Annotated in this window: 21 protein-coding genes; 8 read left to right on the top strand and 13 right to left on the bottom strand. The window is 67.9% G+C overall.

Features of this window, described 5'->3' with window-relative positions; translation table 11 throughout:
- Positions 1-166 precede the first annotated feature (166 nt).
- A complete protein-coding gene (locus tag ACV229_RS07430; protein ID WP_448082471.1) occupies positions 167-1,297 on the bottom strand; it encodes a 3-deoxy-7-phosphoheptulonate synthase in 1,131 nt (376 codons plus the stop codon).
- 68 nt (positions 1,298-1,365) lie between these two features.
- Entirely contained in the window at positions 1,366-2,064 is a 699-nt protein-coding gene (locus tag ACV229_RS07425; protein ID WP_448082470.1) for a YceH family protein, read from the bottom strand.
- 372 nt (positions 2,065-2,436) lie between these two features.
- Here ACV229_RS07425 and ACV229_RS07420 point away from each other — a divergent pair, with 372 nt between their 5' ends.
- On the top strand, positions 2,437-3,204 hold the full coding sequence (locus ACV229_RS07420; protein ID WP_448082469.1) for an SDR family oxidoreductase: 768 nt from the start codon (positions 2,437-2,439) through the stop codon (positions 3,202-3,204).
- A gap of 44 nt (positions 3,205-3,248) precedes the next feature.
- The gene (gene hutC, locus ACV229_RS07415; protein WP_448082468.1) at positions 3,249-3,986 is read left to right on the top strand and encodes a histidine utilization repressor; all 738 of its coding nucleotides are present in this window, start codon (positions 3,249-3,251) and stop codon (positions 3,984-3,986) included.
- A gap of 113 nt (positions 3,987-4,099) precedes the next feature.
- Here the strand turns inward: hutC and ACV229_RS07410 are convergent, their stop codons facing one another.
- The gene (locus ACV229_RS07410; protein WP_448082467.1) at positions 4,100-4,951 is read right to left on the bottom strand and encodes a phytanoyl-CoA dioxygenase family protein; all 852 of its coding nucleotides are present in this window, start codon (positions 4,949-4,951) and stop codon (positions 4,100-4,102) included.
- 39 nt (positions 4,952-4,990) lie between these two features.
- The gene (locus tag ACV229_RS07405; protein ID WP_448082466.1) at positions 4,991-5,776 is read right to left on the bottom strand and encodes an ABC transporter substrate-binding protein; all 786 of its coding nucleotides are present in this window, start codon (positions 5,774-5,776) and stop codon (positions 4,991-4,993) included.
- 581 nt (positions 5,777-6,357) lie between these two features.
- On the opposite strand from ACV229_RS07405, the gene ACV229_RS07400 reads away from it, so the two are divergent.
- A complete protein-coding gene (locus ACV229_RS07400; RefSeq protein ID WP_448082465.1) occupies positions 6,358-7,221 on the top strand; it encodes a LysR family transcriptional regulator in 864 nt (287 codons plus the stop codon).
- 19 nt (positions 7,222-7,240) lie between these two features.
- Here the strand turns inward: ACV229_RS07400 and ACV229_RS07395 are convergent, their stop codons facing one another.
- Together ACV229_RS07395 and ACV229_RS07390 are read right to left on the bottom strand one after the other, a co-directional pair.
- On the bottom strand, positions 7,241-8,434 hold the full coding sequence (locus ACV229_RS07395; protein WP_448082464.1) for an amidohydrolase family protein: 1,194 nt from the start codon (positions 8,432-8,434) through the stop codon (positions 7,241-7,243).
- Positions 8,435-8,507: 73 nt separating this feature from the next.
- A complete protein-coding gene (locus tag ACV229_RS07390; RefSeq protein ID WP_448082463.1) occupies positions 8,508-9,707 on the bottom strand; it encodes an amidohydrolase family protein in 1,200 nt (399 codons plus the stop codon).
- Between the two features lie 575 nt (positions 9,708-10,282).
- Here ACV229_RS07390 and ACV229_RS07385 point away from each other — a divergent pair.
- On the top strand, positions 10,283-10,909 hold the full coding sequence (locus ACV229_RS07385; protein WP_448082462.1) for a glycine zipper 2TM domain-containing protein: 627 nt from the start codon (positions 10,283-10,285) through the stop codon (positions 10,907-10,909).
- 396 nt (positions 10,910-11,305) lie between these two features.
- Here ACV229_RS07385 and ACV229_RS07380 read toward each other — a convergent pair whose 3' ends face one another.
- Both ACV229_RS07380 and ACV229_RS07375 read right to left on the bottom strand, forming a co-directional pair.
- The gene (locus ACV229_RS07380; protein ID WP_448082461.1) at positions 11,306-12,556 is read right to left on the bottom strand and encodes an NAD(P)/FAD-dependent oxidoreductase; all 1,251 of its coding nucleotides are present in this window, start codon (positions 12,554-12,556) and stop codon (positions 11,306-11,308) included.
- Positions 12,557-12,587: 31 nt separating this feature from the next.
- On the bottom strand, positions 12,588-12,941 hold the full coding sequence (locus ACV229_RS07375) for a RidA family protein (RefSeq protein WP_448082460.1): 354 nt from the start codon (positions 12,939-12,941) through the stop codon (positions 12,588-12,590).
- 208 nt (positions 12,942-13,149) lie between these two features.
- Between ACV229_RS07375 and ACV229_RS07370 the strand changes: the two genes are divergently transcribed.
- Positions 13,150-13,788: a helix-turn-helix domain-containing protein gene (locus tag ACV229_RS07370; protein WP_448082459.1), complete on the top strand. Its 639-nt coding sequence runs from the start codon at positions 13,150-13,152 to the stop codon at positions 13,786-13,788.
- A gap of 150 nt (positions 13,789-13,938) precedes the next feature.
- Positions 13,939-14,445, top strand: coding sequence for an N-acetyltransferase family protein (locus ACV229_RS07365; protein WP_448082458.1), 507 nt, complete (start codon positions 13,939-13,941; stop codon positions 14,443-14,445).
- Here the strand turns inward: ACV229_RS07365 and ACV229_RS07360 are convergent, their stop codons facing one another.
- On the bottom strand, positions 14,446-16,446 hold the full coding sequence (locus tag ACV229_RS07360) for a glycoside hydrolase family 28 protein (protein ID WP_448082457.1): 2,001 nt from the start codon (positions 16,444-16,446) through the stop codon (positions 14,446-14,448).
- 420 nt (positions 16,447-16,866) lie between these two features.
- Between ACV229_RS07360 and ACV229_RS07355 the strand changes: the two genes are divergently transcribed.
- Entirely contained in the window at positions 16,867-18,225 is a 1,359-nt protein-coding gene (locus tag ACV229_RS07355; protein ID WP_448082456.1) for an aspartate aminotransferase family protein, read from the top strand.
- A gap of 150 nt (positions 18,226-18,375) precedes the next feature.
- On the opposite strand, the gene ACV229_RS07350 is transcribed toward ACV229_RS07355, so the two are convergent.
- From ACV229_RS07350 to ACV229_RS07335, 4 genes are read right to left on the bottom strand one after another with little or no spacing between them, the layout of a single operon-like run.
- Entirely contained in the window at positions 18,376-19,572 is a 1,197-nt protein-coding gene (locus ACV229_RS07350; protein WP_448082455.1) for a serine hydrolase domain-containing protein, read from the bottom strand.
- 46 nt (positions 19,573-19,618) lie between these two features.
- A complete protein-coding gene (gene hydA, locus ACV229_RS07345) occupies positions 19,619-21,025 on the bottom strand; it encodes a dihydropyrimidinase (RefSeq protein WP_448082454.1) in 1,407 nt (468 codons plus the stop codon).
- A 10-nt stretch (positions 21,026-21,035) separates the two neighbouring features.
- Positions 21,036-21,764 (bottom strand): maleate cis-trans isomerase family protein, encoded by a 729-nt coding sequence (locus tag ACV229_RS07340; protein ID WP_448082453.1) that lies wholly within the window; start codon positions 21,762-21,764, stop codon positions 21,036-21,038.
- 38 nt (positions 21,765-21,802) lie between these two features.
- Positions 21,803-23,101 carry an MFS transporter gene (locus ACV229_RS07335; protein ID WP_448082452.1) on the bottom strand — a complete coding sequence of 433 codons (1,299 nt, stop codon included), beginning with the start codon at positions 23,099-23,101 and terminating at the stop codon, positions 21,803-21,805.
- 218 nt (positions 23,102-23,319) lie between these two features.
- Between ACV229_RS07335 and ACV229_RS07330 the strand changes: the two genes are divergently transcribed.
- Positions 23,320-23,991 (top strand): GntR family transcriptional regulator, encoded by a 672-nt coding sequence (locus ACV229_RS07330; RefSeq protein ID WP_448082451.1) that lies wholly within the window; start codon positions 23,320-23,322, stop codon positions 23,989-23,991.
- Positions 23,992-24,066 lie beyond the last annotated feature (75 nt).

The raw sequence follows: 24,066 nt of genomic DNA, 5'->3' as shown, positions 1-24,066 counted from the left end.
TGTGCGCGTGACGGGCCGGGATGGGCGCGTCGGGTGGCGCAACACTGGCGTCATGGTAGCGCCAGTGGAGAAACGCTGCCATCAGGCTGCATGGCGCGGGGGCGTGCCGAACCGAATGAAGATCGACGTCGACGACGATATGCCGCGCGACTTCGCGTGAGTCGCGTTACGCATTCCGCGAATAAACCCGCCGATGCCTCACGGCCTCGGCAAGCACATCGAGCACCGGCTCCGTCTGCGTCCAGCTCAGGCACGCATCGGTAATCGACACCCCGTACTTCAGCGGCACGCCCGGCTTCAGATCCTGCCGCCCCGCCTCGAGATTGCTCTCGACCATCACGCCGACGATCCGGTGCTCGCCCTGCGACAGCTGCTGCGCGAGATCCTGCGCAACATCGATCTGGCGCTCATGCGACTTGTTCGAATTCGCATGCGAACAATCGACCATCACCTGCTCACGCAGGCCCGCCGCGCGCAGCACCGCGCAGCTCGCCTCGACGTGCGCGCCGTCGTAGTTCGGGCCGTTCTTGCCGCCGCGCAGGATCACGTGCGCGTCGTCGTTGCCGCGCGTCTCGAAGATCGCGGCCATGCCCATCTTCGTCATCCCCATGAACGCATGGCTCGCGCGCGCCGCGACGATCGCGTCCGACGCGACCTGCACGCCGCCGTCGGTGCCGTTCTTGAACCCGATCGGGCAGCTCAGCCCCGACGCGAGCTGCCGGTGACTCTGGCTCTCGGTCGTGCGCGCGCCGATCGCGCCCCACGCGATCAGGTCCGCGATGTATTGCGGACTCAGCAGGTCGAGAAACTCGGTCGCGGCAGGCAGCCCGAGCGCATTGACGTCGAGCAGCAGTTGCCGCGCGGCGCGCAGGCCCTCGTTGATGCGGAAGCTGCCGTCGAGCCGCGGATCGTTGATGTAGCCCTTCCAGCCGACCGTCGTGCGCGGTTTCTCGAAGTAGACGCGCATCGTGATCAGCAGGTCGTCCTTCAGCGCGTCGGCGGCGACCTTCAGGCGGCGCGCGTAGTCGAGCGCCTGGTCATGATCGTGGATCGAGCACGGGCCGACGACGATCAGCAGCCGGTCGTCGCGGCCGTGCAGGATGTCGCCGATCGCCGAACGGGTCTGCTCGACGAGCGTCTGCGTCGCGGCCGGCACCGGCAGTTCGTCCTGCAGCAGCGCCGGCGAGATCAGCGGCCGGACGGCGCCGATACGGACGTCGTCGATACGCGTGGTGTCCTGCGTCGCGTCGGCTTCGCCAACCTCGCGATCGTGTGAAGGATTGTCGAGGTTCTGCATGATGATCTCCGGGGGACTTCAGGTATGGGGTTACGCTGGATTATGGCACTCGCCCGTCGCGACTTCGCTCAGGACGGCTCCCCCGACGATTCGACGTCGATCCCGAGCTCGGTGGCCATCCGCTGAACAAGCGCGTTGAGCCGGGCGACTTCGTCCGCGAGGCGCTTCTGCTCGGCCTTCAGCGCTTCGAATTCCGACGGCGGCACGGAATCCGCGCCGCCCGCGTCCGGCCCCGCGATGTCGGCCGCGCTCACTTCGCCGCACATCAGGTGCATCCAGCGGTTCTCGCGCGCGCCGGGCGCACGCGTCAGCCGGACGACCAGCGGCGGCTCGCGCGTCGCCAGCTCTTCCAGGAACGCCTCGACCGACGAGATATCGGCGAAGCCGTGCAGGCGCGCGGTATTCAAACGCAACTCGGCGGCCGTTTGCGGGCCGCGCAGCAGCAGGATCGTCAGCAGCGCGATCGCCTGGCTCGGCACGCCGAGCACGCGGTTCATGTTGTGTTCGAAGCGCGGCACGCGGCTGCTGCTGCCTTCCATCACGATGCTCAGGTGCTTCAGCGAGTCGAGTGCGGTCGTCACCTCGTCCTCGGTGACGTTCATCACCGGCGAGCGCGCGGTCTTCTGGTTGCAGCCTGCGGTCAGCGCGTTCAGCGACAGCGGGTAGGTATCGGGCACCGTGTGCTGTTTCTCGACCAGCACGCCGAGGATGCGCGCCTCGAGCGGCGTCAGTTCACGGAGGGGGCGTGGCGTAGGCGTGGTGTTCATGAGTCGGGTGGCGTCGCGGCGTGCTGCAGGTAAAGGGGAGGCGGATCGCGCCCGCCGGCGCTGCCGGGCGGGTCGATCCATATGATAGCCGGTGCGGCCGCCGAGAAGATCGGGACACGTCGACGCACGGTCGTGCGCTGCACCGGCGTTTGCGCGACGCGAACGCCGGCGCTACGATACCGCTTCATTCATGCTTTCGCGGCGCGTCCCGGCAACGGTTCCCGGCAAGGCTGGCGGCCGCGATCGATCCTCCCCGCCCCCCCCGCGCCACCGGGCGCACCGGGGGTGATGACCGCCAGGGTCGCCGCACCGCGCGCCGGGCCACAAGCACGCGCACATCGCCGTTCAACTCTTCTCCGTCTTCCCGTCGGCATGGTCAATACGCCCCCCTCTACCTCGAACGTCCGCGCGATCGTCACCGGCCACACACGCGGCCTCGGCGCCGCGCTCGCCGAGCTGCTGCTGCAGCGAGGCGTTGCCGTGCTCGGCCTGTCACGCAGTCGTCATCCGTCGCTCGGCGCACAGGCCGGCGATCGCTTCGCCGAAGTCGAACTCGACCTGTCGGACCCCGCGCGCGTCGAAGCGTGGCTGGCCAGCGACGCGCTGCGCAGTTTCGTCGACGGCGCGTCGACCGTGCTGCTGTTCAACAACGCCGGCACCGTCGAGCCGATCGGCCCGCTCGACGTGCAGGACCCGACGGCGATCGCGCGCGCGGTCAGCCTGAACGTCACGACGCCGCTGATGCTGTCGGCCGCGCTCGCGAAGGCCGCGTCCGATGCCACCGACCAGCGCATTCTGCACGTATCGAGCGGCGCGGCGCGCAATGCGTACGCGGGCTGGAGCATCTACTGCGCGACCAAGGCCGCGCTCGACCATCACGCGCGCGCGGTCACGCTGGACGCGACGCGCGGGCTGCGCATCTGCAGCGTCGCGCCGGGCGTCGTGGATACGGGCATGCAGGCGACGATCCGATCGACCAGCACCGACAATTTCCCGCTGCGCGAGAAGTTCGACCAGCTGAAATCGAGCGGCGCGCTCGCGACGCCAGAGGCTGCCGCGCGGCAACTGATCGACTACGCGCTCTCCGACGCGTTCGGAACCGTGCCGACGGCGGACGTGCGGGAATTGCCGGCGGGTTGAACCGGGATAGAATCCCCGGATCACATTCCCCGAAGGATCCCCCGATGGTCAAGAAGACCACCGCGCCGTTCCAGCAGATCAAGACGCGCGTTCGCCAGAACATCGAATCCGGCGACTGGCACCCCGGGGACCGCATTCCGTCCGAGCTCGATCTCGCCGCGCAGTTCGGCGTCGCGCGCATGACGGTGAACCGCGCGCTGCGCGAACTGACCGACGAAGGCGCGCTGAAGCGCATCGCGGGCGTCGGCACGTTCGTCGCCGAGGACAAGCCGCAATCGAACCTGCTGATGATTGCGCACATCCGCGACGAGATTCGCGCGCGCGGCCACGAATACCGCTGCCGCGTGCTCAGCCGGTCGCGCGAGCCGGCATCGTTCGACGTCGCGGCCGCGTTCGGCCTGCCGGTCAACACGCCGGTCTTTCACGTGATCTGCGTGCATGAGGAGAACGGCCGGCCGATCCAGCTCGAGGATCGCTACGTGAATCCCGAGGCGGCGCCCGGCTTCATCGACCAGGACTTCCAGACCGAGCCACCATCGGAATACCTGTACAACAATGTGTCGCACTACGAACTGGAAATCGAGCACGTCGTCGACGCATCGCTGCCGTCGAGCGAGCAGGCGAGGCTGCTCGACATGCGCGCCGACGAGCCGTGCCTGACGCTCACGCGCCGCACCTGGACGAACGGCCTGCCCGTCACGTTCGTGCACTTCCTGCATCCCGGCAACCGCTACCGGCTCGGTTCGCGGTTCAAGCCGGGAGCCGGACACCGGCAGGCGTGACCGACTTCCGCGCGCCTGCGAATCCGTTCAGACCGATCCGCTCATACCAATGACAACGGCGCCTGCTCCACACCGGAACAGGCGCCGCGACGCACACGCGGCGTACCGTTCGGTCAGATCGCCGCCACCTGCCCCGCGTCCTTCGACCACACGACCGGGAACAGCGGATGCGCGAGCGGCGCGCCATCCGGCAGTTCGTCGGCAAGGCCGGGGAAATCCGGTGACGTCTTCCAGCGCCGCGGCGCATGGCGGATATCGTCGCCGACGAAGCGGATCGAGAACGCGCGCCGGCGGTTCTGCGTACCGCCCGACGCATGCAGCGTCAGCATCTGGAAGCACACCATGTCGCCCGGCTCCAGCGCCCAGTGCCGGATCGGAAACGCGGCGCGGTCCGCTTCGATGTCCGGCAGGTCCGCGAGGCTGCCTTCCGGAAACCACTTCGCTTCCTTGTCCATGAACGTGCGCGGCATCAGCCACGGACCGCGATGCGAGCCGGCGATGAATTCGAGCGTCGATTCGAGCGGCACCGGATCGACCGGGATCCACATGCTGACGTTGTCGACACCTTCGATGTTGTAGTACGGCTGGTCCTGGTGCCACGGCGTGCGCTGCCGCGTGCCGGGCTCCTTGACGAGCAGGTGGTCGTGATGGAGCCGCACCGTGTCGACGCCCATCAGCGCGGCCGCGACGGACGGCGCGGGCGAACGCACGATGAAGTCGCGGTACGCGCCGTTGTGCTGCCAGTTGCAGAAATCCTCGAAGAACCAGCCCGGATCGTCGGGCCGGCTCGCGACCTTCGAACGTTCGCTCGGATGCGCGAGGTTCGTGTCGATGCCGGCCTTCAGCGTCGCGATCTCGTCCGGCGAGAAGATTCCCTTGACGCATACCGCGCCTTCCGCGCGAAACGCGTCGATCAGCTCGGGCGTGACGGCCTTCGCGACACGGTCTCGGATACTCATGGTCATGGCTTGCCTGTCGGTGAGTTGAATCGTGGGATCACGTCATCACGGCTTCGCGCCGTAGATGTCGAAATCGAAATACTTCGCGGCGATCTTCTGGTACGTGCCGTTCGCGCGGATCGCGGCAATCGCCGCGTTCAGGCGGCTCTTCATGTCGGCGTCGCCCTTGCGGAGTCCCATCGCGACACCGTAGCCGGTGATGCGCACGTCCGTCACGTCGGGGCCCGCGAACGCGAAGCCCTTGCCGTGCGGCGTCTTGAGGAACGAATAGCCGGCCTGCGTCTTGTCCTGGAACGTCGCGTCGAGGCGGCCGTTGACAAGATCCTGGTACACCTGGTCCTGGTTCTGGTACGACACGATCGTCACGCCCTTCGGCGCCCATTCGGCCTTCGCGTACGCCTCCTGCGTCGTGCCCTGGTCGATGCCGATGCGCTTGCCTGCGAGCGATACGGCGGTCGGCAGCAGCGTCGAGCCGGCCGGCGCGACGAGCGCGCCCGGCGACGCGTACAGCTTGTTCGAGAAGTCGATCTGCGTGAGCCGCTCGTCGGTTGCCGTCATCGCGGACATGATCACGTCGAACTTGCGCGCGCGCAGCGCCGGAATCATCCCGTCGAAGCCCTGCTCGACCCACACGCATTTCGCACGAAGCTGCTCGCAGATCGCATTGCGCAGGTCGATGTCGAAGCCGGCGAGCGAGCCGTCCGGCTGCTTCGCCTCGAACGGCGGGTACGTGGGGTCGATGCCCCAGCGGATCGTCGTCGTGTCCTGGGCGAAGGCGACGAGCGGCGCGAGCGCCAGCGCGGTGACGAGAAGCTTTGCAGTCCGGTTCATGGCATGTCCTTCAGGGTCTCGACGCGGCGGGCGGCCGCCCTGGCGTCCGGTGGGGAGCGCCGCGACGGAGGGCCCGCGCGGCACGCGAACAGCTTGTTTTCCGATGAAGCCGGGATGCAGTCTAGACCGCTCGATTTTTGAGCGCAAGGGGTGGGGAAGCGGGGGTGATCCGGGCGGTGATATTCGCGCGGGTAAGCGGCAGGAGAGTAACCATCAATCCGCCACCTCGTGCGAAATCTGCGGAAAATCCGACAAATTCTCGGTGTTTACCCCGCGCGACGCGTACACACCACAGCGCGCGTTTCTCCCGATATTCATTGCGAATGGATGTCCATACAGGCCCAACCAGAGGCAGTCTGCACCGCGGCATGGCTCTGACCTCGACGGGTAGCCTAGACAGCAATTGCCCCAAAACCTCGCCGCACATCCTGCAGCAGCGTCTGGCCGTTCGTATCCGCGAGATTCACATCCTCACGCAGCATCCTCCCCGGCGAAACGACAATTGCCCATCACGTCAGCGCATGTTAAAAACCGTCGCAAGTATTGGGAAATGAAATGCTCGATTCCGCAGAAGTGAAAAAATGAATAGACCCCTGTTCGACCTCGACCTGCTGCGGGCGATCGTGATGGTCGCCGATTGCGGCAGTTTCACCACGGCGTCCGCGCGGCTGCATTCGACGCAATCGACCGTCAGCCAGAAAGTGCGCCGTCTTGAGGAAATCGCGGGCCACCGGCTGCTCGATCGCGGCACGCGCGACGTGCGGCCGACCGACGCGGGCGTGACGGTGCTCAGCTATGCGCGGCGGATGCTCGCGCTCAACGACGAGATGCTCGAGGCGCTGTCGGGCGCGACCGTCGCGGTAACGATCCGCCTCGGCGTGCCCGACGATTTCGCGGCGGGCCGCACCACGCATGCGCTCGCGGCGTTCAAGCGCGAGCATCCGCAGGTGAAGCTCGAGGTGACGTGCGGGCTGAGCCGTGACATCAGCGCCGCGTACGACCACGGCGATCTCGATCTCGTGCTGATCAAGCAGCGGCGCGACAGCCGCGAAGCGGTCGTGCGCTGGCCGGAGAAGCTGAAGTGGATCGACAGCGCGAAGCATCCGTCGATCGATCTCGACCCGGTGCCGATCGTCACGTTTCCGCCGCGCGGGCTGTATCGCGACGACATGATCAAGGCGATCGAGGAGCGCGGCCGCCGCTGGCGGATCAGCTTCACGACGTCGAGCCTGAGCGGCATCCAGGCCGCGGTCGCCGACGGGCTCGGCATCAGCGTGCTGCCCGCGCGCGTGGTCACGGCCGAGCACGTCGTGCTGACCGCGAGGCAGGGGTTCGCGCCGATCGAGAACATGGACATCGCGATCCTGCACCGGCCGACCGCCGACCCGATGGTCAAGGGCCTGACGAAGGCGCTCGCCGCGATGCTGGAGCACGAGCGTCGGTGAGGTTGCGTGGCGGCCGCGCTCAGACCAGCACGCCGTCGCGCGCGACGATCTTCCCCGACGACACCACGAGCTTGCGCACCGGTCGCGCGACGACCGCCTCGGCGGGCGTCAGCGCATCGACGAGCACGAGATCCGCGCGGCTGCCCGGCTGCAGCCCGTAATCCGCGAACCCGCAGCCGCGCGCACCGCTGTACGTCACGCAGTCGAGCGCGAGTTCGAGCGCGGCGTCACGGCGGAAGTCGTTGCGCATGCCGATCAGCATCGCGCGCTCGAGCATGTCGGGCGAACCGTACGGCGTCCACGTGTCGCGGATTCCGTCGTTGCCGCCGACAACCGTCACGCCCGCCGCGCGGCATGCGGCGAGCGGCGGCACCGCGACCGACGCCGGCGCGGTCGTGACGAGCGCGACATCGAGTTCGGCCATCCGCGCGAGCAGCGGGTCACGCGCACGCTCGTCGATGTCGCCGAGGCAGAAACCGTGGCTGATCGTCACTTTCCCCTGCATCCCGAGCGCGGCTGTGCGTTGCAGGATCAGGTCCAGCGAGAACGCGCCCATCGTCGACGGTTCGTGCAGATGGATGTCGAGCCCGCGCCCGAAGCGGTCCGCGAGTCCGAACAGCACGTCGACCGCCTCGGCCGGATCGCCTTCGATCGCGCACGGGTCGAGCCCGCCGAGCAGGTCGGCCCCCGCGCGCAGCGCGTCGGCGAGCAACGCGTCGGTGCCGGGCCGCTTGAGCACGCCCGATTGCGGAAACGCGACGATCTGGATCTCCATCTGCCCGCGCAGCGTCTCGCGCGTCGCGAGCACGCCGTGCAGATGGCGCAGCCCCGCATCGGTATCGATGTCGACGTGCGTGCGCAGCCGCGTCGTGCCGGCCGCGAGGAACGCGCGCGCGAGCGCAAGCGACTGCGTGCCCGCGTCATGGCCGCTCGTCGCGCGCCATAGCCGCTCGTTCTCGATGCGGTCGACGAGGCGCGGGCCGACTTCGTTGCGGTACCACGGCATTCCCCAGTGCGTCTTGTCGAGGTGCGTGTGACCTTCGACGAGACCGGGCAGCACGAGTGCGCCCGCGCCATCCTCGACCGCGCAGCCGGCCGGCGCGACGGTGTCGTCGAGCGCGGGACCGACGCGCGCGATGCGCTCGCCGTCGATCAGGATGTCGAGCGCGTCGCCGGCGCCCGTGCGGAGATTGCGGATCAGCAGGCTGGTCATGCGCGTATCCATTTGTCTGAACGATGGGTCTGAACGACAGGGCCAACCAAAGGCTGCAGCCGGCCCCGCTGCATCATCGCGCAAAATCCAGCGCCGGCGCGAGCGGCGCGCCTGCGGCGCTTTCTCCGCGCCGCACGACCCAGCGTTCCGCCGGCACGCCCGCGACCGCCGCCGCCGCATTCGGCGCGCGCACCGCGACGAACGTCGCATCGCAGCCGACCGCGATCCCGTAGTTGTCCTTTCCAATCACGCGCGCACCGGCATGCGTCGCCATGTCGAGCGCGATCGCGAGTTCATCGTCGGTATAGAAGCCCGAGCGATAGCCGACCAGCATCGCGCGCTGCAGCATGTCGCCATTGCCGTACGGCCACCACGCGTCGCGGATGTTGTCGTTGCCGGCGAACACATGCACGCCCGCAGCGCGCAGCTGCCGCACCGGCGGAAACGCGCAGTCGCCCGGCGCGTTCGTCAGGATCGCGACGCCTGCTTCGGCGAGCACTGCCGCCGTGCGTTCGACGTCGTCGGACGGTACTTCGCCGAGCGCATACGCATGGCTCACCGAGACGCGCCCGCCGAGCCCCGCCGCGCGCGTGCGGGCGGCGATCCGCAGCAATTGCGCGATGCCGGTCTGCGCCGGCTCGTGCAGGTGGATGTCGAGCTTCGCGCCGCGCTTCTCGGCGATGCCGAACAGGATGTCGAGCTGCCCGTCCGCGTCGTCGTCGAGCGTGGTCGGGTCGATCCCGCCGACCACGTCCGCGCCTTCGCGCACGGCCGCATCGAGGATCTCGGCGGTGCCCGGGCACGACACGACGCCCGCCTGCGGGAACGCAACCAGCTCGATGTCGACGATCCCGCGCCATTGCTCGCGCGCGGCCATCACCGCGTGCAGGTTCGCGAGGCCGGTCGTCGCGTCGACGTCGACGTGGCTGCGCATCGCGACGGTGCCGAACGCCGCCGCCTGCGCGATCAGCGCGTTCGCGCGCTCGATGATAGGCGGCGCGGCCGCAAGCAGCCGCTTCTCGACCGCGAGGCGATCGCGCAACGTTGCGACGGGTTGGTGCGGCACCCAGCGATCGCCGACGAAGCTCTTGTCGAGATGGATGTGGCCATCGACGAAGCCGGGCAGCACGACCCGTCCGTCGAGGTCGATCGTCTCGACGCCGGGCGCGGGCGCGCAGTCGGCGCCGATCGCGACGAAGCGTCCGTCGCTGACGGCGAGGTTGACGGGTTGGCCGTTCGGTGCGACGGCGTTGATGAAGAGGCGATCGGTCATGTCACTGGCGTGGTGAGGCGGTCGCAGCGCCACGCCAATGCGGACAGGGGAAAAGCGCAGGCGGCGCAGCGCGACCGTAAGTGGGGAATGCGGTCACGATATCGAACCCCGGCGGGCGACACCAATTAAATGTCGCGATGACGCGCATTCGATTTCGCGATGCGCGGGCGACACGTGGAGCCGGGCCGTCGTATGCCGCAACTATTACGTGGCGTGGCGATGCCGGGATGCCGAAGCGCCGGCATCCGGGCCGCCTGCGCGGGGACACGCGGAGCCGGCAGTCGTATGCCGCGACTATCACGTGGCGTGGCGATGCCGGGATGCCTGGATGCCGAAGCGCCGGCGTCGGGCCTGCGGTCGGTTTCGCCCGGTTGCCATCGCTCGATTGCCGTCGCCCGAAGACCCCGCCTCCCCTGTCCCGCCGGCCGTGCAGCCACCGATTTACGCGGCAACAGACTTTACACGTTGTTACCGGGCCGCTCCGGACGCGCGTTCGGCCATTCCTTATACTCACGCCGAGTTCGCCACCCGTCTCTCGATCCCCCGGCGAACACGTTGCCGACGCAGGAAACACCATGAAGCGCATGCCCTCCACGAAGACCGTCCTGTTCGCCTCGCTCGTCGCCGTGGCGGCACTCCCGCTGACCGCCTGCGTCGCGCCGGGCTATGCCCCATACGGCGCACAGGGCTATCCGCAGCAGCAGTACGCGACGCCCGCCTATTCACAGCCCGCGCAACCGGGCTACGTGCAGCAGCCTGCGTATCAACAGCCCGCGTATCCGAACCAGGCGCCGTCGCCGTATGAGTCGCAGTACGGCGACCAGCAACAGTACGGCGGACAGTACGCGAGCCCGTACGGCGCGCAATACGGCACGATCACGAACATCCAGCCGGTCAACGCCTCCGTCGGCCCGTCGGGTGTCGCAGGCACCGTCGTCGGCGCGCTGATCGGCGGCGTGCTCGGCAACCAGGTCGGCCGCGGTCACGGCCGCGACGCGGCCACCGTGATCGGCGCGCTCGGCGGCGCGGTCGCGGGCAACCAGATCGGCCAGCAGATGGGCGCGTCGCAACCGCCGAGCAGCTACCGGATCGACGTGCAGGTCAGCGACGGCTCGATGCGCACGTTCAACGTGCCGGCGCCAGGCGACCTGCGGCCCGGCGATCGCGTGCAGATCAACGGGAGCCAGTTGTCGCGGTATTGATTTCCATTCGTTGATGTCGCGCCGTTGATCGGCGCGACGTCGCGCGCAGCGCCTGCACAGCGGTACTGCGACGCATGATGCGGGTTGGGTGCGACGGGCGACGCCGGGCCGCCCGGTTACCCCGTTTCCCCACACCCGCCCTTCCCCTCCTCCATCACACGCGCTCGGCCTCGAACGCGAGCCGCGTCGACTGCGCCGCCGCCCGCAGGCCGCGCGAGCGCCGGTAGATCACCGACATCACGACGATCTGCGCGGCACCGACCACCAGCGAGCCGCGCGTCGACGGGTCGACGGGTCGACGCCCAGCATCACGAACACGAACGCGACGAACACAAGGCAGATCCACGACGTGACGCCCGCGCTCAGCGTCGTGACCGACGCGGACGCGAGCCAGGTTCAGCGGCCGTGCAAAAAACGCTCGACCCGGAACGGCGCCGGGTCGACGAACGGCGTCGTGCCCATCATCAGGTCGGCGATCAGCCGGCCCGTCACGGGCCCGAGCGTGAAGCCGTGATGCGCATGCCCGAACGCGAACCACAGATCCGTGTGACGCGGCGCCGCGCCGATGACGGGCAGCATGTCCGGCGTGCACGGCCGGCGGCCGAGCCACGGCGCGCCGTCGACGCGCGCGCCGAGCGGAAACAGCGCGCGCGCCACCGGCTCGACGGCCGCGAGCTGGGTCGGCGTCGGCGGCGTGTCGCGGTCGCCGAGCTCGACGCCCGTCGTCAGGCGGATGCCGCGCGTCATCGGCGTGATCAGGAAGCCGCTGTCGGCGTCGAGCACCGGCTGGTTCAGCCGCGCGCCCGGCTGCGCCGCGTAGTGCATGTGATAGCCGCGCTTGACCGCGAGCGGCAGCCGGTAGCCGAGCCGCTCGCACAGCAGGTCCGACCAGGGCCCGAGCGCGACGACCGCCGCGTGTGCGTCGAGCGGGCCGTGCGCGGTGCCGACGCGCCAGCCGTTTCCGGCCGCGAGCGTCAGCGCGTCGCCCGTCACGATGCGGCCGCCGAGCCGCTCGAAATGGCGTGCATACGCGGTCACGAGCCCGTTCGGATCACTGATCGAATCGGAGCCCGTGTAGCGCAGCGCGCCGATCAGCGCGCGACTCAGGAACGGCTCCGCGTCGCGCAGCGCGGCCGCGTCGAGCGTGTCGAACGTCACGCCGTATTCGGCGCGCCAGCGCTCGGCGTTGCGGGTTTCGGCGTCGCGCGTCGCGGCGCTGCGGAACACCTTCAGCCAGCCGCCTTCGCGCAGCAGCGCGCGGGCGCCCGCTGCGTCGATCAGCGCGCGGTGCTCGGTCACGCAATGCTCGATGAGCGGCGCATACGCGCGCGCGATCTCGGCGTGGCGCGCCGGATGCGAGTAGCGCCAGTAGCGATACAGGAACGGCGTGAGCTTCGGCAGCGCCGCGACGTGATAGCGGACGTCAGGAGACCGGTTGCACGCGTACTTGAGCAGCGCGCCGAAGCCGCGCGGAAACGCGTACGGATAGACGCCTTCGCGCTGGATCAGTCCGGCATTGCCGAACGAGGTTTCGTTGCCGGGCGCCTTGCGGTCGACGAGCGCGACCGACAGGCCGCGCTGTTGCAGGTGGACGGCCACGGACACGCCGATCATGCCGCCGCCCAGGACGAGCGTATCGAACTTCATCAGGGACTCCTCGAGGCGCGTGGCGCCGGTGTCAGGCGAGCGCGGTCACCGCGATCTCCACGTCGAGACCGGGCTTCATCAGCAGCGCCTGCACGCATGCACGGGTCGGCGCATGGCCGGCCGGCACCCATGCGTCCCACGCCGCGTTGAACGCGTCGAAATGCGCGGCGTCGCTGAGCCACACGTTGGCCGTCAGGACGCGCGTCTTGTCGACGCCGGCGGACGCGAGCAGCGCGTCGATGCGCGTGAGGATTTCGGTCGCCTGCACCGCGATCGGCGCGCCGGCGGTGTCGGGCACCTGCCCAGCCAGATGGACGAAGCCGTTCGCGATCACGACCTGGCTCATGCGCGTGCCAGTCTGCAGACGCTGGATTTCATTGGACATGGATTGCACCTTCGATGGACGGGTGGGATGACCGGGAAAGGGCGTCGTGCGGCCGGCTTCCTGCGGGTTTCGTGCCGCCCGATGCTAGAGTTGCCATGACGCCCCACCGTTGGCGACTTCGACGAAAATTATCATATACGAGAATATCGATTATCGTATACGACAAAACCCGTATTCACGTCGCGCGCGCATCGCGCCGAGTTTTCGCATGCCCAAATCCACCGCCCCCGTTGCACCGCCCACCGACGCCGCGCCGCCGCAGCTCGACCACCAGACGGTCGGCGCGCGGCTGCGCGACGCGCGCAAATCGCGCGGCCTGACGCTCGCGCAGCTTTCCGAGCGCTCCGGCATCGCGGTGTCGACGATCTCGAAGGCCGAGCGCGGCGACATCGCACTCACCTACGACAAGTTCGCGGCCCTCACGCACGCGCTCGCGCTCGACTTCGACACGATGTTCGGCCGCCCGGCGCCCGCCGGCGCGATGACGCCGTCGTTCACGCCGGCGGGCCAGCAGATGGTCTACGACACGCCGAACTATGCGTACGGGATGCTCGCGAACGACCTGACCGGCAAGCGGATGGTGCCCGTGCGCGGACGCATCCATGCGCGCAAGCTGTCCGACTTCGCCGACTACATCCGGCACAGCGGCGAGGAGTTCGTGTTCGTGTTGAGCGGCGAGCTGGAGCTGCGCTTCGAGAACGGCCATGCGTTCCGGCTCACGACCGGCGACAGCCTGTATTTCGACAGCTCGGTCGGGCACGTGTACCTGAGCCTCGGGGATACCGACGCGGAAGTGCTCGCGTGCTGCGTCGACGGCGACGTCCGGCGGCCGCGCGACGCGATCTGACGCGCGCGGCGGCGACGTGCGGCGGCGTCGCGCCGCAGCGGTTCAAACGCGGCAGCAGGCGCGGCCGATTCCGATTAGCATCGACATGCCGTACCGCGCAGCACGCGCGGCACATTCCGACATCCCGCCAAACCAACGACAAGACACCCGATGATCACGATCCGCCTCCTCGACGCCGCCGACGCGGCGCTGTACCAGCCCCTGCGCCTGCTTGCGGTCGACACGTCGCCGACCTCGTTCCTGCCGACACGCGACGAAGAAGCCAGCCTGCCGATCGAAGAATGGGCCGCACGCCTGCGCCCCACGCACGCACAGGCCGTGTTCGGCGCCTTCGACGGCGACACGCTCGTCGGCATCACCGGCGTGCGTCGCGATGCGCGGACGAAGATCGCGCATAAGGCGACGATCTGGGGTGTGTTCGTCGACCCTGCGTATCGCGGGCGCGGCATCGCGCAGTCGTTGCTCGACAGCGCGACCGCACATGCGGCAGACGTGTGGCAATGCCGCCAGCTGATGCTGTGCGTGAACGAGGTCAACGGCACGGCGGAACGGCTGTATGCGTCGCAAGGGTTCGTCCGGTTCGGGACGGAGCCGCGCTCGTTGTTCGTCGATGGGCGGTTCTACGATGAACACTACATGGTCAAGACGCTGGCGTGATCACCGCCGATCCGCGATCGTCGTGTTGATCGCCTGCCCGGCGACCACGACGTTCGACAACGTCATCCCGCTCACGTTGAACGCATAGATCGGCCCCGGCGACGTCACTGTCGGCGTACCTGACGCCACTGGCGTGCCGAAGTCGCAGTGGCTGATCGTCACGCCCGAGATCGGCTGGACCGCCGGCGTCGGCGGCGTGCCGTTGTAGTCGAACGCGACCGGCCCCTGCGCGACGATCGCCTGGAAGCACGACGCGGTCACGCCGTTCAGCGTCACGTTGCTCGCCTTCAGGTCAGAGATCGTCACGTTCTGCACGACGGGCGGGCGCGTGCGCACCGCGTCGTTCGCCGGCTGATAGTCGCAGTCGAACGTGACGATGCCGCCTTGCGCGGCGGACGGATTGCCGGCCGACGCCGTCACGACGCCGAGCGGCACGCTCGCGTTGATCGGGCTGCCCGCGAGCAGCGCGCTGCCGTAGCCGCCGCCCTTCAGGTTCACGCCGTTCGGCAGCGTCACGCCCTTCACGTGGAAGTCCTTCACGTAGCCGCCGCGGTTCATGTTCGTCTTCACGCGGATCGCGATGTTGAGCGGGTTGGTCTGCCAGTTCGCATTCAGCATCTGCAAGTTCGTCGCGTAGATCTGCTCGACGCCGCCGCCCATCTCGCTGCCGAGCGTGATGCCGCCATGCCCGCTGTTCATCGTGCAGTTGCGGATCAGGTGACGCCTGGCCGGGCCGTACTCGGTGTCGCGGTCCTTGCCCGACTTGATCGCGATGCAGTCGTCGCCGGTGTTGAACGTGCAGTCCTCGCACAGCACGTCGACGCATGCGTCCGGATCGAAGCCGTCGTTGTTCGGGCCGATGCTGTTCGTCGTCACGCCGCGGATCACGACGTTGCGGCACGCGGTCGGATGGTGCTGCCAGAACGGCGTGTTCTGCGTCTGGTAGTTTTCCATCAGCACGTTCGTGCAGCCGATGAATTCGACCATGCACGGCCGCAGGTAGTGGCCGAGACCAAAGATGCGCCTGTCGACCGGCACGCCGGCCTCGGACAGCGCGGGCAGGTAGTTCTGGTCCTGCTGCCAAGGCGTGACGGGTGACGTCAGCAGCGCGTAGAGCGCGTCGGAGATCGCCGGTGCGACGATCCGCAAGTCGACGTTGTTCGGGTTCGGAAATGCCTGGCTCGGCACCGACGCGCTCGCGCCATACGCGCCCGACGATCCCTTGTAGGTCCACCAGCAGACGCTGCTGTCGCCGCTGCCGGAGAACGGCGTCATCGCCTGGCCGTTCAGCACCGACGTCGGGCCCTCGCCGGTCAGCGCGATGTTCACCGCGTTGCGCGCATAGACGGGCGCGCCGTAGTTCAGGCAATCGTTCGCCTGCCAGCGGCTGTAGTACAGGCGGCCGTTCGCGCCGCAGTCGACGGGGCCGTCCTTCGCGTAGTCGGCCGGATTCGGGCTGAAGTAGATCGTGCAGTTCGCGCTCAGGTGGAAGTTCACGTTGCTCTGCAGCACGATCGGCCCCGCGCAATACCAGGTGCCCGCCGGCACGACCACGCGCCCGCCGCCTTCGCGGCGGCACGCGTCGATCGCCGCGAGAAACGCCGGGCGCGAATCGAACGCGCCGGGCGCGGGTGTCAGCGCCGAGCCGGGGCTCACCGGCGATTTCGCGGTGTTCGTGTACGGCGAGGTTTGCGGGACCGTCGCGCAGGCACGCGCGCCGTAGTTCGTCACGCTGAAGTCGCGTCCGCGGAACGCGAGCAGCGACACGTGCGCGAGCGACGCGGCGATGCGCGCCGCCGCGCCATGCTCGCCCCAGATCAGATCGACCGCCGACGCATTCGACATGTTGCCTCCGGCAAAGGCCCGGGTGGCCGCGAGCGGTCCGCCGAGCATGGCGCCGCCGACGAGTGCGCCGGTCCAGCCGATGAATGCGCGGCGCGAAACGCGCTTCGAAGACGGAAAGCGAGCAGACGAAGACGAACGACGGCTGGTTGCGGCCACGGGCACTCCTCCAGTGTATTGGGCGATCGATACGCCGGGTGGCGGATCTTTATTCATATGTCGTCGTACTACATCGTGCAGTCTAGACGCTGTTGACGCCGATCATGAATTTGTCGTTTACCCTGTTTTTTCTGGATTTTCCTGGAACATGTGAGTGCACACTCACACAGTGGCCGTCATTCTTAACATCAGTTGTCGGATGTTTATGCGCAAAAACTTTGACGACAACACAAACCAGGTGCGATTTATCCAAAAGATGGGGACCGACGGCCCCATCGGCAGGAAATCCCGCCGCGATCCGACAATGCGCTGCCGCGATTCGCACCGGCTGACACCACCCGATTCGGTAATTCCTCCCCTGTTCACGCGCAGTCGCTTCGCGCTATCGTTTCCGTCACCTTCACAGCCCAGGAGTCCCATTTGTCTTCCCGCCACGGAGTCGACCTCATCCGCGCCCGCGCGCTGTTCGACCGCGAGCGCCACGCGTTCACCGAAGCGATGCCGAAATCCCGCGCACTGTCCGCGGAAGCGGCCGAGCATCTGCTCTTCGGCGTCCCGTTGCACTGGATGCAGGACTGGTCGACTCCGTTCTCGCTGTACGTGAAGGAAGCGCGCGGCGCGACCTTCACCGACGTCGATGGCCATCGCTACGTCGATTTCTGTCTCGGCGACACAGGCGCGATGTTCGGCCATGCGCCCGAACCCGTCGCCCGCGCGCTCATGGAACAGGCGACACGCGGCTACACGACGATGCTGCCGAGCGAGGATGCGACGTGGGTGTCGCGCGAACTCGCGCGCCGCTTCAAGCTCCCCTACTGGCAATTCGCGCTGAGCGCGAGCGACGCGAACCGCTTCGTGCTGCGCTGGGCGCGCGCCGCCACCGGCCGCAACACGATCGTCGTGTTCAACGGCTGCTATCACGGCACCGTCGACGACGTGTTCGTCGATCTCGTCGACGGTCGCCCCGTGCAGCGCGACAGCCTGCTCGGGCAGGCGTATGACCTGCTCGCGAACACGCGCGTCGTCGAATTCAACGATCTCGCGGCACTCGAAGCGGCGCTGAAGGACGGCGACGTCGCGTGCGTGCTGGCGGAACCCGCGATGACGAACATCGGGATGGTGCTGCCCGATCCGGATTTCTGGCACGAAGCGCGCGCGCTGACGCGCCGCTACGGCACGCTGCTCGTGATCGACGAGACCCACACGATCAGCAGCGGCCCGGGTGGCTATGCGGTCGCGCATGGGCTCGAGCCCGACGTGCTGGTGGTCGGCAAGCCGATCGCCGGCGGCGTGCCGTGCGCGGTCTACGGTTTCAGTGCGGAGTTCGCGGAACGCGCGAAGCAGGCAAAGCTGAACGCGCCGCCCGGACACTCGGGCATCGGCACGACGCTCACCGCGAACATGCTCGCGATGCATGCGATGCGCGCGACGCTCGCCGACGTGATGACCGACGCCGCGTATGCGCACATGTTCGCGCTGGCCGCGCGGCTCGCGTCAGGCCTCGAACAGGCGATCGCGAAACACGGGTTGCCGTGGTGCGTGACGCGCATCGGCGCGCGCACCGAGTTCCAGTTCGCGCCGACGCCACCGCGCAACGGCACGATCGCCGGCCAGCAGCTCGACAGCGAGCTGGAGCATATCGTGCACCTGTACCTGCTGAACCGCGGCGTGCTGATCACGCCGTTCCACAACATGATGCTCGTGTGCCCGGACACGACCGACGCCGACGTCGACCGGCTGGTCGCGCAGTTCGATGCGTGTCTCGGGGAGCTGGCCTGATGTTGATGCAGTAAGGGCCCAACGAGAGCGTCGGGCGGATCGAACGCCGCCGACGCAACGACGAAGCAACGACGAAGCAACGACGAAGCGGCGCCGGGCGAACACGAAAGCCCGCGCCGCTTTGTCACGGCTTTGTCGCCGCCTCGCCGCTCATTTCGGAACGTCCGTCGGGTCGACCTGCGTGCCCGGAACGCCTTCGGTCCGCGCGCTCAACGCCAGTTCGCGCTGCAAGTCCGCGCGTCGTTCGCCGGATGGTTGAACTCGCGCGGCGTTATCGAGCGCCGGAACGATGTAGCCGTTCACCATCCGCCGGAACAGCTTCACGTTCTCCGCGTCGCGCAGGCCGCCGTCGACGGGCAACACGCTCGTCATCACGATCACCGTATTCCGCTTCGGCAGCACCGTGATGAACTGCCCCTTGAAGCCCATCGCGTCGTACTCCGGCTCGTCCTGCACGATGTTGTTCACCCACCAGTAGTACCCGAAGTACGGCGACACGCCAGGCGTCGTCATCTGCTCGATCCACCGTTGAGGCACGACCTGGCGCCCCTGCCAGCGGCCGTGGTCCAGCACGAGCATGCCGATCTTCGCCATGTCGATCGCGCGCAGCCGCAGGCCCCAGCCGGCCGAGACAAGCCCCGCACGGTCCGCGCGCTCCCACGCCGCGCGCTTCATGTCCAGCGGTTCGAACAGATGCGTCTGCGCATACCGCTCGACAGGCTCGCCCGCGGCAGCGCTCAGCATCGCCGACGCGAGGATCGGGTTGACGTCCGTGTACTCGAACACGGTGCCTGGCGCGTCCTTCGGGGTGGCCGACGCGGCCAGCTTCAGGCGGTCCGGCGCCGTGTAATAGATCGGATCGTCCTTCGGCCGGAAGTCGTAATGCAACCCGCTCGACATCGACAGCACGTGCTTCAGCTCGATCCCGCGCTTGTCCGCGAGCTCGGCGCGAAGATCCGGACGCCACGCGGCGAGCGTGGCCGCGACCGGATCGTCGAGATGCGCGGCGCCACGATCGACCAGGATGCCCGCGACGAGCGACGTCACGGCCTTCGTCACCGAGTACAGTTCGTAGGTCGCGTCGCGCGACGCATTCGCGCCGTAACGCTCGAAGATCAGCTTGCCGTCCTTCACGACGAGCAGGCTGTACACGTCGAGCTTCTGCTCGCGGATCCATTCCGACATCCGCACGAGCGGCGCTGAATCGACGCCGGCCGATTCGGGCACGACCGTCGGCAGGTCTTGCGACGCGGCGCCTGCCGCGTGCGCCGCGCCGGCAGAACCGGCGGAACCCGCGACAACGGCAGCCGCCGCCGCGATCCGCCACACAACGTGAGAAACGCTCATCCTTGCTCCTGATGGTCCGGGTGACGCCCCGGCGCGGCGACGCGCATCAATCCAGGCACGGCTTGCCCGCCGGCAGGAATTGCCCGCGCCCCGGTTCGGTCGCGAGCAGCCGCCCGTCCTCGACGAGCAGCTCGCCGCGCGACAGGCAATGCCGCGGCCACCCCGTCACCTCGATCCCCTCATAAGGCGTGTAGTCGACCGCGTGATGCAGCGACGCATTCGCGATCCGCACGCGCTTGTCCGGATCCCAGACGACGATGTCCGCATCGGCGCCGACCGCGATCGTCCCCTTTCGCGGATACAGGCCATACAGCTTCGCGGGCCGCAGCGACGTCAGTTCGACGAACTGATGCAGCGACAGCCGCCCTTCGCGCACGCCGTTGAACAGTAGCGGCAGGCGTGTTTCGAGCCCCGGGATCCCGTTCGGGATGTGATCGAACGTTGCCCGGTGCCCGCCCGGATGCTTGCCGCACGGATCGTCGTAATTGAACGGCGCGTGATCGGACGAGAACACCGAGAACACGCGCTGCTTCAGCGCCTTCCACACGGCCTGCTGGTTCGCCGGATCGCGCGGCGGCGGGCTGCATACGCACTTCGCGCCTTCGTAGTCGCCGTGGCCGAGATCCGCGGCGGTCAGGTACAGGTACTGCGGGCACGTCTCCGCGAGGATCGGCAGCCCGCGCGACTGCCCCCAGCGAATCTGCTCGATCGCCTCCGCGCCCGACACGTGCACGATCAGGATCGGCACGTCGACGAGTTCCGCGAACGCGATCGCGCGATGCGTCGCTTCGCGCTCGACCACCGCCGGCCGCGCGTGCGCATGGAAATGCGGCGCGACGTGGCCGTCCCCGAGCAGCCGCTCGGTCAGCCAGCCGATGCAGTCCGAATTCTCTGCATGCACCATCACGAGCGCGCCGTGCGCGCGCGCGACGCTCAGCACGTCGAGCATCTGGCGATCGTTCAGCTTCAGGTCGTCGTAGGTCATGTAGACCTTGAACGACGTGTAGCCATTCGCGATCAGCCGCGGCAGCTCTTCGGCAAGCACGTGCGGCGTCGGATCGGCGACGATCAGGTGGAACCCGTAGTCGACCACCGCGCGCCCTTCGGCGCGCCGGTGGTAGTCGTCGACGGCCGCCTGCAGCGACTGCCCCTTCGCCTGCGCGGCGAACGGGATCACGGTCGTCGTGCCGCCGCAGATCGCCGAGCGCGTGCCGGACAGGAAGTCGTCGGCCATCCGCAGCCCGTCGGGCATCGGCTGGTCGAGGTGGCAGTGCGCGTCGACGCCGCCCGGCATCACGAGCATCCCGGTCGCGTCGAGCTCGCGCGGCGCGCGCGGCAGCCCATGCCCGAGCACGGCCACGCGCCCCGCGCGGATGCCGATGTCGCACGAGAACCGGTCCGCCGCCGTCACCACGTCCGCGTGACGGATCACGAAATCGAGGTCGTTCGACATGGCGCACGCCTCAGGCCACTTCGCTGAAGAGACGCCCCCAGCCCTTCACCTGCCGCGTGTCGTAGTCGGCAAGCTGCAGCGACTTCCACACGACGGTCGAGATCGTGTCGTAGATCGGAATGCCCGTTTGCTCCTCGAGCGCCGGCACGAGATGCGCGGCGTTCAGGTTCGTGCAGAAGATCGAGATCGCGCGCGGGCCGGCCTTCGCGACTTCGCGCACCATCCCGCCAATCTGGTCGCCCGTGACTTCGGAGAACGAGAAATTGACCTTCAGGTTCAGGTGGCGCTCGGCGATGCAGTTCAGGCCCGAGCGGCGATAGTTGTCGACGATCTTCGTCTGCACGTCGTCGAGATACGGCGTGACGAGGCCGAACTCGTGCGCGCCCGTCTTCTTCAGGATCTCGTTCAGCGCGAGCACCGACGTCGTCGCCGGGATGCCCGTCGCCTCGGTGATCCGGCGGCACAGCCGCTCGTCGGCCTCGAAGCCGAGCCAGCCGGACGACGTGCCGTTCCACGCGATCACGTCGACCTTCGCGTCGGCGAGCAGCTTCGCGGCCTCGATGATCTTGTCGTCGTCGAACTGGCCGAGCGCCTGGTCGGACAGCGAGATCTCGGTGACCGGGAAGCGCGCGAAATGCGCGGACACGCCCGGCAGGCCGGCGACCATCGCGCTCGTCAGCGGTTCGAGCGACGTGTTGGAGGACGGGGTCAGCATGCCGAGAAGGGTGCGCTTTTTCATGGGTAGTCTCACTTACGGTAAAGGGGGGCGTTCAGACGTCAGACGGGAAGCTTGTTTTCGTAGTCGATCGCGCTCGAGCACAGCAGCAGGCCGACGCCGGCGGCCGCGAAGAACATCAGCGCGAGGAAATAGGAGCCGGTGAACTGCACGATCGCGCCGACGATGATCGGCACCGTGATGCCGCCGATGTTGCCGCCGAGGTTCATGAAGCCGCCGAGGAAGCCAATCTTGTCGCGGGTGCCGAGCGACGACGGGATGCACCAGTACAGGCCGCACCAGCGCAGGAAGAACAGCGTCGACGACAGCAGCGCGACGACGACGGCCGCATCCTTCACGTACGCGACCGAGAAGATCGACACGGTGGCGATCACCGCGGCAATGCCGAACAGCGTGCGCATCACGACGTTCGGGCGGCCGCCCGCGGCCTTCCACTTGTCGGCGATCCAGCCGCCGAGCAGTTCGCCGACGAAGCCGCTGAAGAAAATGATGAAGCTAGAGCCGCCCATCGCCTTGATGTCGAAGCCGTGCACCTTGTGCAGGTAGTTCGGCATCCATGTGAGCAGGCCGTAGAACACGCTGTTGAAGCACATCCAGCCGAAGAACATGCACCACACCGAGCGGTACTTGAAGAAATCGCTCGAGCGGCCGGATGCGCCCGGCGGCTCGGCCGCGAGATCGCGTGCATGCGATGCCTCGATGTATTCGGCTTCCTGGTCGTTGACGCCCGGATGCTCGCGCGGCGTGTTGCGGATGTAGGACCACGCGAGCACGCCCGCCAGCACGGTGCCGATGCCGGCCACCGCGAACGCGAGCCGCCACGAGCCGAGCAGCGCGATCAGGCCGGCGATCAGCACCGCGCCCAGCGCGGCGCCGAGCGGCGCGCCGCCGTCGAGCAGCGTCGCGCCGCGGCCGCGTTCGGTCTGCGTCATCCAGATTGCGTTGAGCTTGCCGCCGGCCGGATAGATCGGCGCTTCCGACGCGCCGAGGCCGAGCCGCGTGAGCAACAGGCCGGGCGCGCTCGTGCACAGCGCGGCGAGCGCCTGGAAGAAGCCCCAGAACACGGTCGCCGTCGCGATCACGATGCGCGGCTTGAAGCGGTCGGCCAGCATCCCGCCGGGGATCTGCATCACCGCATAGGTCCAGAAGAACGAACTGAGGATCAGACCCTCCATCGCCGGACCGATGTCGAATTCTTTCGAAATGAACGGCATCGCAACCGACAACGACGCGCGATCGACATAGTTGATCGCGATGAGGCTCAGCATGACGACGAATATCTTCCAGCGGACGGCGGATTTGCCGACCGCCTGGGCGGCAACACCGGAGGTTGAAGACATGGACGGACTCCACTGATGAACGAGGATGGTCAGGACGTCGCGCAACGTTGAGCCAAGTATAGGATTAGAAATTTATAATTACACATGGTGTAAACGCTTGGTTTTATTGAATTTGTATTTTCAAGCCTGCCGTGCAGGGTAAGCCCCAGTATCGTGATAAGCTTGCACCCATCATGAGCCAGCCTCCCCGGAACCCCCTCCTCCTGCGCACTCGCGGCATGGCCGCGGAGATCGCCGCGCGCCTGCGCGTGATGATCGACGAGGGCGAGCTGCCGCCCGGCGCGCGGATCGACGAAAAGGAATTGAGCCTCGCGTTCGACGTGTCGAAGACGCCGCTGCGCGAAGCGCTGAAGGTGCTCGTCGCCGAAGGCGCGGTCACGCACCGCCAGTACATCGGCTATCGCGTTGCGCCGATCGATCTCGACGATCTCGCCGCGACCTTCGAGCTGCTGCACGGCCTCGAGGCGATGGCGGGCGAACTGCTGCAGCAGCGGATCGGCGCGGCGGCGGTCGCGGCGCTGCAGGCGAAGCATCGGCGGATGATCGAATGCCACGAGGCCGGCAAGCGCGTCGAGTATTTCCGGCTGAACCAGCAGATTCATCAGATGATCGTCGATGCCGCCGGCAATCCGGTGCTGTCGGGCATCTATGCGTCGCTGATGTCGAAGGTCCATCGCGCACGCGGCGCGGCGAATACGGACACGCTGCGCTGGGCCGAATCACTCGGCGAGCACGACGCGATCATGCAGGCGCTCGCCGATCCCGCGCATGCGGAGCTGCCGCAGATCCTGCGCGCCCATTCGGAAAACACCGCGCGTGAAGTGCTCGCGATTCTCGAGCGCGCACGCGGGACGAGTGCGCCGGACGAGCGGCAGTCGGCCGAGGTGTGACGCGGATCCGCCGAGCGTTCTGCATTCGGCGCGATCGATGCATTTGACCGGACGTCCAAGCGGCTTCACGCGTCA

The sequence above is a fragment of the Burkholderia sp. MR1-5-21 genome (genome assembly GCF_053427715.1).
The sequence above is the reverse complement of the archived record's forward strand: the minus strand, read 5'-3'. Positions and strand labels throughout refer to the sequence as shown.